This is a genomic window from Nitrobacter winogradskyi (assembly GCF_006539545.1).
Taxonomy (GTDB): domain Bacteria; phylum Pseudomonadota; class Alphaproteobacteria; order Rhizobiales; family Xanthobacteraceae; genus Nitrobacter; species Nitrobacter winogradskyi_A.
Genome location: NZ_BJNF01000098.1, coordinates 1 through 15,102, shown reverse-complemented (window position 1 = coordinate 15,102; position 15,102 = coordinate 1). Strand labels below are relative to the sequence as shown.

Genomic DNA, 15,102 nt, shown 5'->3' with positions numbered 1-15,102 from the left:
TTAGTAAAACATTGGGCCGTGCTCAAAGGGCAAAAGATCCAAAGGTCTGGAGGTCGGATTGTCCGCGCGTCACAGCAACACAAGATTCACGGTTCAATCGAAATCCTGGTTTGAGGCTCGTATGCTGCGACCCGTGTCGCTGGCTCCCGTGCTGGCGTTGGTGATCGCTGGCTGTTCACAGGAGCCGGAGCCTGTAGCGCCTGAGGTGCGCCCCGTTCGCACGGTAACAATCAGCAAGAGCGCGACTGGCGCACCGGTTATCTTGACCGGACAGGTTCAGGCGCAGGACCAGGCAGCTCTCGGCTTTCGTATCGCAGGGCGAATGATCGAGCGGCCCGTCAACGTCGGTGACCGTATCAAGGCTGGCCAACTGATCGGCCGGCTTGAACCACAGAACGAGCAGAACGCATTACGTTCCGCGCAAGCGAATCTGGTCGCGGCGCAGGCGGCGCTGACACAGGCGCGCAATCAGTTCGAACGTCAGGAAACGCTGTTCCGCCAGGGCTGGACCACGGCGGTGTTGTTCGATCAAGCAAAGAAGGCCGCGACGACCACGCAGTCGCAGGTCGACGCTGCCGAAGCACAGCTCAAAAGCGCGCATGATCTTGTGGAGTTTACTGAACTCAAGGCCGATGCGCCTGGTGTTGTCACCGACGTCGGCGCGGAGCCTGGCGAAGTCGTGCAGGCCGGTCAGATGATCGTGCGCCTGGCGCGCCAGGACGGACGTGACGCGGTGTTCGATGTGCCGGCCACGGTCTTGCGCTCGGCGCCTGCCAATCCGGTGATCAGCGTTCACTTGACCGATGCACCGAACGTGACAGCCGTAGGGCGCGTTCGCGAAGTGGCGCCGCAGGCGGATCCCGTTACTCGGACCTTTGCGGTGAGGGTCGGGCTCGACAATCCGCCGGAAGCCATGCGGCTCGGCGCAACCCTGACCGGCTCCATGCAAATGGAGGCTGTGCCGATCATTGAAATCCCGGCGACGGCGCTGACCAAGGCCAATCAGAAGCCGGCCGTTTGGGTTATCGATCCCGTGAAGCTGACGGCGTCGCTTCGCAATGTCGATGTGCTGCGGTTCGATCCGGCAAGCGTTGCCATCTCCCAGGGGCTCGACGTTGGTGAGACGGTGGTTACGGCCGGGGTGCAGGCGTTGCGCCCGGGCCAGCAGGTGCGTCTGCTCGGGGCAGAACAGTAATGCGGTTCAATCTTTCCGAGTGGGCGCTCAATCACCGTTCGCTTGTCGTCTACTTCATGATTATCGCCATTTTCGCCGGTACATTTTCGTATTTCCGTCTTGGCCGCGGTGAGGATCCGACCTTCATCATCAAGACGATGGTGGTTCAGGCGGCCTGGCCGGGCGCAACGGTCGAAGATACCCTGAATCAGGTGACGGAGCGGCTTGAGCGGACTCTGCAGGAAACGCCGCACCTCGACTTCATTCGGAGCATCACAACCGCCGGCGTCACCACGATTTTTGTCAATCTGAAGGGTAGTGCCAACGCCAGACAGGTCGCCGATACCTGGTACCATGTCCGCAAGAGCATCGGCGACATACGCAGCACCTTGCCGGCCGGCATCGTCGGGCCGGGCTTCAACGACGAGTTCGGCGACACATTCGGCATCATCTACGGGTTCACCGCGGACGGATTTACGCATCGCGAATTGCGCGACTACGTCGAGCGAGCGCGCTCGAAGCTCCTTCAAGTGCCTGACGTCTCGAAAATCGAGATCCTGGGCGCTCAGGACGAACGCATATTCGTCGAAATATCCATGAAGGAATTGGCTAATCTTGGCGTCGATCGGTCGGCGCTTGTTGCCGCGCTGCAGACCCAGAATATCGTCCGGCCTGCCGGCGTCATCCAGACGGGTGAGGAGACGCTGTCGTTGCGCGTATCCGGCGCATTTCTTTCCGAACAAGATATTCTGAATGTCAATTTCGCCATTGGCGGTCGTATGCTGCGGCTTGCGGATATCGCTCAAGTCCGACGTGGCTATGCGGATCCGCCGCAACCGCAGTTTCGGGTCAACGGTGAATCCGCCATCGGTCTTGCCATCGCGATGCGTGACGGTGGCGACATTCTCACGCTTGGCCGTAACATCAAGCGCGTGATGAATGAAATCACCGCAGAGCTGCCGATCGGCATCGAGTCGCGGCTCGTGGCAGACCAGGCGGTGACGGTGAAGAGCGCTATCGCCGAGTTCATGGAATCGCTGTGGCAGGCAGTGGGGATTATCCTCGCGGTTAGCCTGATCAGCCTGGGGGCGCGCCCCGGCCTGATTATCGCATTGTCGATCCCTCTGACGCTGGTCTTCGTGTTTTCGATCATGGATCTGGCCGGCATCGACATGCAGCGCATCTCGCTCGGTGCGCTTATCATCGCGCTGGCACTGATGGTCGACGATGCGATGACGACGACGGATGCCATGCTCGCCCGTCTGGCTGCTGGCGACGACAAGGTGCAGGCTGGTGCTTTTGCGTTTCGGACCTACGCGTTCGCCATGCTGGCTGGCACGCTCGTCACAATCGCTGGCTTTGTTCCCGTAGGCTTTGCCGCAAGCTCGGCAGGCGAATATACGTTCTCCCTGTTTGCTGTCGTCGCGATCGCGCTCGTGGTTTCATGGTTCGTTGCGGTAATTTTTGCGCCGCTGCTCGGCGTTCTGATCCTCAAGGCGCCTGAAGGCGCTGCGGAATCAAGGCCGGGGCCGGTGATGCGCACCTATCGGAGCTTCCTGACGCTTGCGGTGCGAATGAAATGGGCAACGCTCACGCTTACGGTGGCGATGTTTGTCGCTTCGATCTTTGCGATTCTGCTCATTCCGAACCAGTTCTTTCCATCGTCGGATCGTCCCGAACTTCTGGTCGACCTTCGCCTGCCGCAGAACGCGTCGATCTTCGCGACCGGCAGCGTCGCCAGCCGATTTGATGCCGCTCTGAAAGATGATCCGGATATCGAGCGCTGGAGCACCTATGTCGGCCAGGGCGCGATCCGTTTCTACTTGCCGCTTGACGTCCAACTGCCGAGCAATTTCTTCGCGCAAGCGGTGATCGTCGCCAAGGATGTGGACGCCCGCGAACGGTTGCGCGGCAAGCTCGAGAAGATTTTGGCGAACGACTTTCCGAACGTCATCGGGCGAGCTTCTCCTCTTGAGCTGGGGCCGCCGGTCGGTTGGCCCGTGCAATACCGCGTGAGCGGCCCCGATATTGCCAAGGTGCGGGAGATAGCCTTCAAGCTGGCGCAGGTGGTCGCGACAAATCCCCAGGCCGAGAAAATCAATTTCGACTGGATCGAGCCGACACGTGAAGTGCGCATTCGGATCGACCAGGACGAAGCACGGCAACTGGGGCTGAGCTCGCAGACGCTTACCGGCGTGCTGAACACGGTGATTTCAGGTACGTCGATTTCCCAGGTGCGCGACGATATCTACCTGGTTGATGTAGTGGTGCGGGCGACCGACGAGCAGCGCGTCTCGCTCGAAACCTTGCGCACATTGCAGGTGCCTCTGCCGAATGGCAGGACGGTCCCGCTCAATCAATTTGCAACGTTCGAATATACCCAGGACTACCCGGTGGTGTGGCGGCGCGACCGTGTTCCGACCCTCACCGTCCAGGCCGATGTGACGGCAGGTGCGCTGCCGGCAACGGTGATCAATGCCCTGGCTCCTGCGACCACTGATCTGAACAAGAGCTTGCCGCCATCCTACCGGATTGCCGTTGGTGGAACGGTCGAGGAGAGCGCCAAGTCGCAAGCCTCCGTGGTTGCAGTCGTCCCGTTGATGCTATTCATCATGGTGACGGTCCTGATGTTCCAATTGCAGAGCTTTCAGCGACTGTTCGTGGTGTTGAGCGTGGCGCCGCTCGGGCTGATCGGTGTGGTCTCCGCGTTGCTGATCTCCAACCGGCCGCTCGGCTTCGTCGCTATTCTCGGCATTCTGGCGCTGCTCGGCATGATCACCAAGAATGCAGTGATCCTGATTGGTCAGATCGAATCAGAGCGGGCGCAGGGTAAGGATGTGCGCCAGGCGGCGATCGAAGCGAGTACATCACGCTTTCGGCCGATCATGCTGACGGCTGTTTCGACCGTTCTCGGCATGATCCCGATTGCGTCGACGGTGTTCTGGGGGCCGATGGCGTTTGCGATCATGGGCGGGCTGTTGGTGGCGACCATCCTGACGCTGATCTTCTTGCCGACATTGTATGTAACCTGGTTCGGCTGGATGGAAGCTCGCGCCAGCAAGCGCAATGCGCACGCGGCTTCGCAATAACATGGCGCCGGGTCGGCGGGTTGCCTGGTTCGGTTGGTGATCGCATAAAGGAAATCCCCCACCGATGAGGGACTTGCTGGTCGCTGTGCATAGCCCGGAAATCTCCCGCTTCTTGATGAATGACGTGAGGCTCAATCCCGAGTTCTCGGAAGCCGCTCCGCTCCGCGACGTTGTCGATCTGCATGAGTTCGACCTGGTTGCGCGTCAGCGGCACACCGGGGACGAGTTCGGCGACGATGGCGAGCGCGTGCCATGCCCGAAACGGCACAGGCATCAAGCGGACGCGCACCCCGAGGAGCCGGGAGATCTCCTCAACCAATTCTCGGTAGGAGTAGACACGCGGTCCGCCGAACTCGAACAGACAAGCCTGGGGGACGCCTTTCCCCGACGCAAGTCGCGCTATGGCTTCCGCGACATCTTCAACACATGCCGGCTGGAGACGCGTTTCACCGCTACCGAATAGCGGGGAAGCGCCACACCCGATCCCTGCGAAATGAAACCGACGACTCCGAAACGGAGGAGCCGCAGGGCTTGGTGGCCGCGAGGCCTTGCAACGCTCAATTCCTACGGTTGGTCGAGAACGCCATACCAAAGCTAGCGCCGCAGCCCCCTATCTTAAAGCCGCTTGTGGTGCTGTGATTCCCTAAGTCAGCGGCACCTTTTATCAAAGTGAGCCGCTAGCGCAGCCAGCTCGTTACTCAGTTTCGCCAGCGCGATGCGGACGGCGTCATCGGTCATTGGACGGAAGGTTGAGACGGTTATCCGGCATCGCGACAGCGTGTTCTCGATGCGATAAGAGACACGAGGGTGTCAAATCCTGTCTTTATCGGTAGCGATATTGATTCGTTCTTGGTCACAGGCCTGAAGGCAAATTCAACAACCCATCGTCGCAGACCGTGTATGCTCCTCAATCACTTCCGATGGACCGCCCTATCAGCGCTTCGCCGAGATGTTGCCGGAAAACCCGCATGTTCGTTTCTTCGATAGCCGTCGTCGTAATCACCTGCCTTTTCAAAGTCCCCCTGGTCATTCGCACGTCATATCGCAGTGAATAATGCCGGCCACCCATAACCATCAAGAGGGATGGCGGCATGACCGAAATGGCTTTACCTGGCTCGATCGAGCCTGCGAAAGGACACAGACCGGACCTTGATCGCGGCTTTCATCCGCTCGCCGCGATTGCGTTTGTGGGCACGATCGCTGCGGGTCTGTTGTTCGTTGCCTACAGCATTTATGCCGACATCGATGCAACCGGCGCGAGGGTTACGACATATCTTCCGTTTATCCTGTTGTTCATTGCTCTTTTGATCGCTCTCGGCTTCGAGTTCGTCAATGGATTCCATGACACCGCCAATGCCGTCGCGACTGTCATCTATACGCGCGCGCTCAAGCCAGAGATCGCCGTGGTATGGTCCGGCTTCTTCAATTTCCTTGGCGTCCTTCTGTCGTCGGGCGCGGTTGCCTTCGGCATCGTCTCGCTACTTCCCGTGGAGCTCATTCTTCAGGTCGGCAGCAGCGCCGGCTTTGCCATGGTCTTTGCTCTGTTGATTGCTGCGATCATCTGGAATCTCGGAACATGGTGGCTGGGACTTCCTGCATCGAGCTCGCACACGCTGATCGGATCCATTATAGGAGTCGGCATCGCCAACGCGCTGTTGCACGGGCGGTCCGGAACCTCAGGCGTGGACTGGAGCAAGGCGACCGAGATCGGATACGCTCTGCTGCTGTCACCACTGTTCGGCTTCTGTCTCGCCGCCACCTTGCTGCTGGTGTTACGAAGCATCGTCAAGAATGCGGTACTCTACGCCGAGCCTCAGGGTGAACGGCCGCCGCCGCTGTGGATCCGCAGCATCCTGATCCTGACCTGCACTTTGGTCAGCTTCTTTCACGGCTCCAACGACGGCCAGAAGGGCATGGGCCTGATCATGCTGATTCTGATCGGCACCGTTCCAACCGCCTACGCCCTCAATCGCGCCATGCCGCAGAGCCAGATGGCGCAATTCCAGGCCAACTCGACAGCCGCCAGCGAGGTGATCGCGCAGAAGGCCTCCGGCTATAACGTGCTCGGCAACCCGCGGCCCGCCGTCACAGCCTATGTTTCCGAGCGCACGATCAACGAAGGCACCTATCCATCCCTCGCAGTGCTCGTGGCCGACATCGCAAATCAGGTGAACCGCTATGATTCGCTGGCGAAAGTGCCTACCGAAACGGTCGGCAACACCCGCAACGACATGTACCTCGCGTCAGAGGCGATACGGTTCCTGATGAAGGACAAGGAAAACGATCTGACCCAAGAACAGGTTGCCGTTCTGCACGCCTATAAGGGGTCGCTCGATAGCGCCACCAAGTTCATCCCCTCATGGGTCAAAATCGTGGTGGCGATCGCGCTCGGGCTTGGCACCATGGTCGGGTGGAAACGGATCGTGGTCACGGTCGGTGAAAGGATCGGAAAGACGCACCTCACCTACGCGCAAGGCGCGGCAGCGGAGATCACCGCCGCGGCGACCATCGCGGCCGCGGACGGTTATGGCCTTCCGGTCTCGACAACGCATGTCCTATCGTCCGGCGTGGCCGGAACAATGGCCGCGAATGGGTCGGGGCTACAGTTGACGACCATACGGAACATCGCCATGGCCTGGGTCCTCACGCTCCCGTCCGCGATGATCCTTGCCGGCGTTCTTTACTGGATATTCTCGATGATGTTCTAAGAACGGTCCTCGCCGCAACAATAGAGGATGCCTGGGAATGAAGCCGCGGGACATGAACGCATGCGCGAGAATCTAATTCAACCCCGTTGAATCAGATCCTCACCTTAACTTTCTGATCGAGCATGATCTTATCCGAAAACCTGTTTTCACTTTACGCTGGCGCGGCCATTCGAGCCGGGATAATGCGCTAAACCGCGATCAGAGCCTGAACACGCCGATCCGACGCATCAGAAGATAGACCGCAACGGACGCTCCGAGCACCAGCCCCATGGAAATTAGAAACCCGCTGTCGGTTTCGGTGAGCGGCAGCGCCTTGGTGTTCATGCCGAAAACGCCCGTTACCAGGGTCGCCGGCAGCAACAGCGTCGTCAGAGTCGTCAGAACATAGAGATGGCGGTTGGTTTCCTCAGCCATCATGATGGACATTTCTTCCTGGAGGCGGCTACCACGCTCGCGAAGCTCAAGAACACTATGATCGAGATCGTCGAGCCGCTGCGCCAATCGGCTGGCGGCAAGCTGCAAGCCGGGCTTTAAATCGTCGGAGCCGCGTCGTTCGAGTCGATGAAAAGCGGCGCGCAGGCCGGACAATTGCCGATGCAACCGGACCGTTCCGCGACGAAGCCGCGCGAGCTTCGATCGCTCCAGTCCCGAGCCCTCGGCAATCTGGTTCTCGATGCTGTCGAGTTCGTCCGCCATGCTGTCGGCCACCTGATCGATGCCGTCGGCCACTTGCTCGACAATCAGTTCCAGCAACGAAGCGGCATGAGACAGGCGATGAGTGCCGCTTTCGATCGCGATGCGCGCCGCCTCGACAGCAGACAGATGGCGATGGCGGCCGCTGACGAGATATCGGTCCGTCATGACAAGCCGGAGGTGACCGATACAGTCGCGACGCCGCCGAGATCGCGTTCAAGGTCAGCAATCACGCCATGGATGAATGAACCCGTGGCATGAAGCTGCTGATGGCGATCACGCGACAGCATCGTCGCGATCCCCGCCTTGGGTAAACCCGAAGCGGCCAGCCACTGGGTCGCGGGTGTGCTGGCGAGGTCGAGATGAATCCAGACCCACCCCTCGAAACGATTCTCGATTGGCTTGTCGACAGGCAGCGGCTCCGCGGTTCCATCACCATGAATGCGGAAGGCCCAGACCAGACCCGGTATCGTTCCGAAACCCGGCTGGTAGTTCAGAGACGTCGTATCGATCTGCGGGCTGTCCTCAACCCGATGAATGGTCACAACCACTCCTGCTCTACCCACGCCTCAGCAATGGCGTCACTCAGTAATCGTCGCGGCGATGAACATCGTGCACCACGATTCCGGCGCCGGCCGGAGGCATCGACAGCCAGTCTCGCCGTTTCAGCGTACGTCGCGTGTCCTCATATCCACTCTGCCAGTGCTCGCGCATCGACGTGCCCGAGAACTCGTAGTCCTTGGCATGGTCTTCATAGGCCTTCTGCTGGTAGATGATGTGCAGGATGGTGAGTTGCGGCAAGTTCGCGAGCTGTTCGCGCAAAGCGCGATCCTGCTCGTCCATACGATCATCCGGAATCTTGTCGAGCATCCTTTGGAGACGCGTCTTCCAGGTGTGAATGCGGCGATACACATCGGTCGTGTATCGCGTCCGCGACGAATACATAATGTCCTTCTGGCGCGCCAGCACGTCCTGGATGTCGCGAGGCAACACGCCCCTGGCGCTGAACAGGTCGACCTGAAACACCAGCGTGTTCATCTTGTCGTCCTGTTCGAGAAGATGCTGCAATGGCGTATTCGAGACGATGCCGCCGTCCCAGAAATAGTCGGTGCCAATCTTGACCATTGGAAGCGCCGGCGGCAACGCCCCGCTCGCCATGATGTGCTCAGGCTCGATCTGTTCGTGGGAATTATCGAAGTAAACAAAGTTGCCCGTGAGAACGTTGACCGCGCCGACCGAAAATCGCGTGGAGCCTTCGTTGAGCAGATCAAAATCGACGAGCTCCAGCAGCGTATCGCGAAGTGGCGCGCTGTCATAATAGCTCGTAGCCGTACTGGCTCCCGTCAGGCTCGCCCAGGGGTTCGGAAAATGCGGCGCGAAAAACCCGGGCTGCCCCTGAACAGTTGTCACCCAGCTGCTTGCCGCGTTACGAGCCTTACGGAAAATATCGCCATCGGGCGTGTAGGCCCAGATCTTGCGCTCGGTGATTCGGTCCCAGAACAAGCGAAGCTGCTTGAGACGGCGATTCGGCGGATTCCCGGCGATGATCGCAGAATTGATGGCGCCGATCGAGACGCCGGACAGCCAGTCCGGCTCGATACCGGATTCGTGCATCGCCTGGTAGACACCGGCCTGGTAGGCGCCCAGTGCACCGCCACCCTGCAGCACAAGCGCGATACGATCGCAGGCGTCCGGGCGCCATGCGCCGGACGTCCTCGATCGACTCTGATCCTGCTGAAACCGATTCCGAGGATATGACTCTTGCATCATGCGCTATCCGACACATTGGTTTGCATTGATTTTGCCTATCGCCGGTGACCATAGCGTGACGGAGCGGTGAGGCTCCGAATACGGCATTCGGTTGGATCCTGTCATAACGCGCGATGGGAAGCGGGCTTACACATGGCCCGCGGGCCGATCAGGGAGCGCCTGCAATGACCAACGGGGAGTCATCATGCAAGGCAAAACGGCTATCGTTACGGGATCAACCAGTGGAATCGGACTTGGTATTGCCGCCGCATTGGCTGAGTCTGGCGTCAATATCGTGCTCAACGGATTTGGCGATCGCGACGAGATCAGCAGGACGACCGACCGGCTTCGCGAGGCGCATCATGTCGGCATTCTCTATTGTGGAGCAAACATCGCCGACCCCAGCGAAATTGCGGACATGATGGACAGGACGCGCTCTGAATTTGGCGGCATCGATATCCTGGTGAACAATGCCGGCATCCAGCATGTCGCACCAGTCGAGGAATTCCCTCCGGAAAAATGGGATGCGATCATCGCGATCAATCTCACCGGTGCCTTTCACGCTTGCCGTCTGGCCATGCCCGACATGAAACGCAGCCGATGGGGCCGCATCATCAATATCGCCTCCGCGCATGCGCTCGTTGCCTCGCCTTTCAAATCGGCCTATGTGGCCGCCAAGCACGGCATTGCCGGTCTAACCAAGACAATCGCCCTGGAGCTCGCCGAGCACGGCGTCACCGCAAACGCGATCTGCCCCGGCTATGTGCTGACGCCGCTGGTGGAGAAACAGATTCCGGAGCAGGCGGCGGCACGGGGCATCAGCGGGGAAGCGGTCATGCGCGACGTGCTGCTTGCAGCGCAGCCGACCAAGAAGTTCGTCGAGGTGTCAGAGATCGCGGCGTTGACCGCCTTCCTTTGCACGAACGCCGCTTCCTCCATCACCGGCAGTATCTTGCCGATCGATGGCGGCTGGACCTCCCATTGAAGGATGGATTGTCATGCGCAGGGATCAGATCCTCAAGCTTCCTTCAATGCCGGCGAGCGGACCGAGTTATCCTGCCGGCCCCTACCGCTTTATCAATCGCGAATTCATGGTCATCACCTATGAGACCGATCGTGAGATCATTGTCGAACAACTGCCTGAGCCACTCGAACCGCTTGATGAACCTCTCGTCCATTATGAATGGATCAAGATGCCCGACAGCAGCGGTTTCGGCAGCTATACCGAGTCGGGGATGGTGGTGCCTTGCCGGTTCAAGGGCGAAGAGGTCAACTTCGTCGTGCAGATGTATCTCGACGACGATCCGCCGATTGCGGCCGGACGCGAGATCTGGGGCTTTCCAAAAAAGTACGCTCACCCAAAGCTCGAGATCGTCAAGGACACGTTGACCGGTACGCTCGAATACGCCAACCAGCTCGTCGCCATGGGCACCATGGGCTACAAGCATGAAAGCATGGCCGGTAATGGCGCACGCACCACGGCTATCCTGACCAAAACACAGGTCAACCTGAAGCTGATCCCAGGCGTCGACGGGCAGCCCGAAATCTGCCAACTGGTCAGCTACAATCTCACCGATATCAAGGTCAAAGGCTCATGGCTCGGCCCCGGTCGACTCCATCTGGTGCCTCACGTCAACGCCCCCGTCGCCGATTTTCCCGTCCGCAGAATCGTCGGCGCGCACCATTTCGTCGCCGACGTCACCCTTCCCTATGGCCGCACTATTTACGATTACAACGTAGATTAGATAGCGATGTCCCGGAGCGACCTCGAACAAAGTCAGCATCGAATCGTTTCCCCGATTGTATCAATCGATGAAACGATCCGGGCGGGCGCGACTGATCAAGCTCCGACGATACCACCATCCTCGCGGGTAATCACAAGCGTCGCCGACCGCGGCACCGCTGAGCCGCCGAGGGGCCAGTGGCTGCCAAGGCGCCCCTGCGCAAACTCATCGGCGCTCGTATGCGCGCCTGGATGCTGAACGTTAACGAACATGGTGCGGCCGTCAGGCGTCGTCGTCACGCCGGTGATCTCCTGCCCGAGCGGTCCGGTCAGAAATCGACGAATCTCTCCCGTCTGTGGATCTGCGCATAGCATCGCGTTGTTTCCGAACGGCTCGTAATAACCCTTGTTCAGTGCACGATCGCTGATGTCCGTCTGGATCCATAATCGGCCTCCGGCGTCGAACCATAGCCCATCAGGACAGGCGAACAGGTTATTCTCATCAAGCGAATGTCCGGTCAGGTCGCGGCCAGAGGCCTGGTCGCCGCCAATGACGAACAGATCCCAGCGAAAACGCGTCGCTGCGTGGTCAGCCTTCTCTTCGGTCCAACGCACGATATGCCCGAAATAATTCTCAGCGCGTGGATTTGCCTGATCGACTTCATCCGGCTTGCGCTTAACATTGTTCGTGAGGCTGAAGTAGACCGCGCCGGTCATTGGCTCGACCGCGCCCGATTCCGGCCGATCCATGCGGGTGGCACCGACATGCTTTGCAGCGGCGCGGGTGTTGATCAGCACCTCGGCCTGACTGCTAAATCCGTTCTCGGAGGTTAGGCCGTTCTGGCCAATCGCAAGCGCCAGCCAGTCACCTGTCCCGTCATCGTTGAACCGCGCGACATAAAGGGTGCCGTCATCGAGAAGATGACCGCCCGCGTCAGCTTTACTGTAGGGCTTCGCGCTGACGAATTTGTAGATGAACTGAAAAATTGCATCGTCGCCGGAATAGCAGACCAGTGGCTTGCCTTCGGTCGCCGGTGCGAACACAACGCCCTCGTGCGCGAAACGCCCGAGCGCGGTGCGCTTGACCGGTACAGCATCGGGCCGGAACGGATCGATCTCCACCATCCAGCCGAAGGCGTTTGGCTCGTTGCGATAATCCTCGGCCGAGCTTGGCGCTTTCCGCGAGGCATCGAAGCGAACGAACGCATCGTCGCCGATGTCGGCCAGTTCCCAATGATAGTGTGTCTTGCCGCGCGGCACCTGATACTGGCTGTGCTCTCGGGGTTGATCGGGTTTGCCATCCTTTTTGTCGTCATTGCGAAAATAAAGTGCCCAATTCTCCTCGGCGGCAAGATAGGTGTTCCACGGTGTCGCGCCGGACGCACAGTTGCTCAGCGTACCGCGTACGCGAGTGCCCTCTGGACTGTATTTCGTTGTGACGAAGCCACTCCCGCGCACCGGTCCAGCCAATTCCATCGGCGTAAGAGCGGTGATGCGGCGGTTGCGAGGATCGGCGACTGTCACCCATCGGCCATCGACCTCGCGGCGTATTCGAACGACACTGACGCCATGCGCATTCATTTCCTTGAGAACGTCGTCGGCCTGTCGTCGGCCATCGATGAGGTAGGAATCTTCAGCGCCGAGCTTTAGACCTGAGGCGGAGACGTGCATCAGCCGCGGTTCGACATATTCGTGGTTGATGACAAGCAGCCCGTCATCGCTACAGCCGTTGATGGCAAAGAAATGCATCCCGTCATGGTGACTACCGACCTGCATCGCCTGATCTTCGCCGCTGTTGTCGACGGTGAAGGCTGGCAGGCGCCCGAGGATCGGCTCGCCCCATGGTAGGATAACCTGCACCCGGTAGCCTTCGGGGACGGCCACGCCATCGGCACGGCTGATCGGCACCGGTTTGAAGTCGAGACGGCTTTCGCCGCTTGTCGCATCATCGGGCCGGACGAACAGCACGGCGAGCGCGGTAGCGAGCCCGCCAGCGAGCACGTCGCGGCGCTTCAGGCGCCGCGTGACAAGATCGCCAAAACGCGGATTTCCAATCTCAAGACACGGTGGCTCATCGCCGCCGTCGCCGGAAACAATCTCTATGGTCTGGCTCAATTTGGGACTCATAAGATGGAAAGTCCCAAAATTTACCGCCGCTCTGTGACAGTTCGTTCACTCTGGAGGCAATATCGACTCCAGATCAACGGCCCCCAGCAGCATAAATTTGATAAAAGGTGACGATAACCTCAACTGCGATCAACAGGACGATAATAAGTTCAAGGTGCAGCGATCGGCGCGTATCGATAATATCAGCGAGAGTGTTGGCCGTTTCGGCCACTACAGCGAGTTTCCGATTGAGCGCATCGACACGCTCTTTAAGTTCATATTCGTCTTCGAGCCGTGCAAAGAGTCGCTCCAAATCTGGACGATCCCACAAAACATCCGGCTTTTCCGCTACAGCAACGCGACCCGATACCCGGTGCTGTACCAGCAGGGCGTTCCCGAGGAGCTTCAGCATCCCTTTTCGGTTACGCCGAGTACGCCCGTGATCTGCCAACTCTTTCGCAAACGGCTCGATAATTTCGACCACTTTCGCCACTTCACGCTCGTCATGGGCAAGCACAACGCTCTTCGCGAGAACATCGGCAACGACAAGAAGCGTGTCGGGCGACATATCCCGCAACTGAAGCGGACCTCCTGCCTGAACCTGATCCTCGGTCTCACTAGCGATCGTAAGGATTGCAGTTTCCTCCTCCGAACGCACGAGCGCGCCACCGATCCGGGGCTTTAATGCTTCGAAAAAATTCGCTTCATCTTCGGGTGAAAGGCCCACCAACACCACGACGCCATAGCGAAACAAAACAACGACACGGGCCTCACCAATTCGGATCGCGAGGGGAAGCGTTGAAAGTACTTCGCCCTCGAATCCCACCGTATTGATCCGATCTCCGACATACAGAGCATGCGCGGGGATTCGCGTACCCATTTCCGCAGAGAAATTTGTCGGTGTGTTCACTACGCATCGTCTCCGCGCGTCATGCTTTTTCCTTCATCTCATGAGGGGCTATAGGACAAGCGCAGCTTGCCTTCGGCTGTCTGCACCTCAGCGATATCGATGTGGAAGAAGCCGATCGGGTAGGCTTTGAACTTCTTCTTCGCAGGCTTGTCACCTTCCACATCGGGCAACCGGGAGATGCCGTGTCGATGCAGGCAGCCATGCAGTGACGAGCGCGTCAGGTGCGGGATCGTCGGCTGAAGCGCATAAAGGCAGTCGTCAAGCGGCAACAGGGTGTGCTTGCGAAAGGCGACGATGATCTCCTCCAACGACAGCACCGACGAATGCAGGTCTTTCGGCTCGGTCGGCAGATCGGCCGCCGAGGTTCGTTTCTTCCACTTCGCCACCGTCTTCTGGTTGATCCCGTAGCGCTGGGCAAGCCTCCGCAGGCTCTCTTGACTATGTTGTATCGCTCGACGGATCGCCTCTGTCGTCTTGGCGCTCCCGTGTAGAACCTGGCCCATAGCGCATCCCTCCATTCATGGGAAAACAATGCACCATCAAAACCCGAGATCAAACACCTAGCCTTTAATAAAGATCTTCTTTTGACGTATCCGGCGTACATTTCTACCCGCTACGAAAAATGCGTCTATATCGTCTTCTACGTTATCTGCATGGCTACCGCCGTCGTAATTCTATCTTTATCAATGATTCCTCGTGATCTCCTCTTCATCGGGACGTTCAACGGCCGCTCTCGGGCTGAGTGTCTCAATGCGAGTGGTTTCTGAACGTTGCGGATGCTAAGGAAAAAAAGGTGGAGGATCGGCGCAGTAGGGAATGAGCTCCCGCATTATCCCTTACCTTTGACTCTGAAGACGACCGGCAGCGTGAAGCTGAGGCCCTCGTCCGCGATCAGCGGCGGGGGTGGCGGCACGGGGTCTGAGCGGCGCAGCATGGCGAGCGCGGCTTCG

11 protein-coding genes and 2 pseudogenes are annotated in these 15,102 nt (G+C 59.1%); 6 read left to right on the top strand and 7 right to left on the bottom strand.

Going from position 1 to position 15,102, the window contains the following annotated elements; genetic code table 11:
* Nucleotides 1–121 precede the first annotated feature (121 nt).
* The 4 genes from NWI01_RS16270 (at nucleotide 122) to NWI01_RS16255 (ending at nucleotide 6,971) form a co-directional block, all read left to right on the top strand.
* The gene (locus NWI01_RS16270; RefSeq protein WP_141385007.1) at nucleotides 122–1,195 is read left to right on the top strand and encodes an efflux RND transporter periplasmic adaptor subunit; all 1,074 of its coding nucleotides are present in this window, start codon (nucleotides 122–124) and stop codon (nucleotides 1,193–1,195) included.
* Nucleotides 1,195–4,263, top strand: a complete 3,069-nt coding sequence (locus tag NWI01_RS16265; protein WP_141385006.1) for an efflux RND transporter permease subunit — start codon at nucleotides 1,195–1,197, stop codon at nucleotides 4,261–4,263. Before NWI01_RS16270 ends, NWI01_RS16265 begins: the two co-directional genes overlap by 1 nt.
* A gap of 64 nt (nucleotides 4,264–4,327) precedes the next feature.
* Nucleotides 4,328–4,726, top strand: a complete 399-nt coding sequence (locus NWI01_RS16260; RefSeq protein ID WP_141385005.1) for a hypothetical protein — start codon at nucleotides 4,328–4,330, stop codon at nucleotides 4,724–4,726.
* A gap of 628 nt (nucleotides 4,727–5,354) precedes the next feature.
* Nucleotides 5,355–6,971 carry an inorganic phosphate transporter gene (locus NWI01_RS16255; protein ID WP_141385004.1) on the top strand — a complete coding sequence of 539 codons (1,617 nt, stop codon included), beginning with the start codon at nucleotides 5,355–5,357 and terminating at the stop codon, nucleotides 6,969–6,971.
* Between the two features lie 198 nt (nucleotides 6,972–7,169).
* Here the strand turns inward: NWI01_RS16255 and NWI01_RS16250 are convergent, their stop codons facing one another.
* The 3 genes from NWI01_RS16250 to NWI01_RS16245 are packed head-to-tail and all read right to left on the bottom strand — an operon-like array spanning nucleotide 7,170 to nucleotide 9,431.
* Nucleotides 7,170–7,832 carry a CorA family divalent cation transporter gene (locus NWI01_RS16250; protein WP_244613830.1) on the bottom strand — a complete coding sequence of 221 codons (663 nt, stop codon included), beginning with the start codon at nucleotides 7,830–7,832 and terminating at the stop codon, nucleotides 7,170–7,172.
* Nucleotides 7,829–8,209, bottom strand: a complete 381-nt coding sequence (locus tag NWI01_RS19815; RefSeq protein WP_244613829.1) for a hypothetical protein — start codon at nucleotides 8,207–8,209, stop codon at nucleotides 7,829–7,831. Before NWI01_RS19815 ends, NWI01_RS16250 begins: the two co-directional genes overlap by 4 nt.
* Nucleotides 8,210–8,249: 40 nt before the next feature.
* Nucleotides 8,250–9,431, bottom strand: a complete 1,182-nt coding sequence (locus NWI01_RS16245) for a patatin-like phospholipase family protein (RefSeq protein WP_141385021.1) — start codon at nucleotides 9,429–9,431, stop codon at nucleotides 8,250–8,252.
* A 184-nt stretch (nucleotides 9,432–9,615) separates the two neighbouring features.
* Between NWI01_RS16245 and NWI01_RS16240 the strand changes: the two genes are divergently transcribed.
* Both NWI01_RS16240 and NWI01_RS16235 read left to right on the top strand, forming a co-directional pair.
* Nucleotides 9,616–10,398, top strand: coding sequence for a 3-hydroxybutyrate dehydrogenase (locus tag NWI01_RS16240; RefSeq protein ID WP_141385020.1), 783 nt, complete (start codon nucleotides 9,616–9,618; stop codon nucleotides 10,396–10,398).
* Between the two features lie 13 nt (nucleotides 10,399–10,411).
* On the top strand, nucleotides 10,412–11,158 hold the full coding sequence (locus tag NWI01_RS16235) for an acetoacetate decarboxylase (RefSeq protein WP_141385003.1): 747 nt from the start codon (nucleotides 10,412–10,414) through the stop codon (nucleotides 11,156–11,158).
* Nucleotides 11,159–11,253: 95 nt separating this feature from the next.
* Here the strand turns inward: NWI01_RS16235 and NWI01_RS16230 are convergent, their stop codons facing one another.
* The 4 genes and pseudogenes from NWI01_RS16230 to NWI01_RS19810 all read right to left on the bottom strand — a co-directional run.
* The gene (locus tag NWI01_RS16230) at nucleotides 11,254–13,251 is read right to left on the bottom strand and encodes a PhoX family protein (protein ID WP_210242990.1); all 1,998 of its coding nucleotides are present in this window, start codon (nucleotides 13,249–13,251) and stop codon (nucleotides 11,254–11,256) included.
* Nucleotides 13,252–13,336: 85 nt separating this feature from the next.
* Nucleotides 13,337–14,122 (bottom strand): RMD1 family protein, encoded by a 786-nt coding sequence (locus tag NWI01_RS16225; RefSeq protein ID WP_141385019.1) that lies wholly within the window; start codon nucleotides 14,120–14,122, stop codon nucleotides 13,337–13,339.
* A gap of 86 nt (nucleotides 14,123–14,208) precedes the next feature.
* Nucleotides 14,209–14,655: pseudogene (locus tag NWI01_RS16220) on the bottom strand (IS481 family transposase); the annotation flags it as partial.
* 326 nt (nucleotides 14,656–14,981) lie between these two features.
* Nucleotides 14,982–15,102 (bottom strand): annotated as a pseudogene (locus NWI01_RS19810) (energy transducer TonB); the annotation flags it as partial.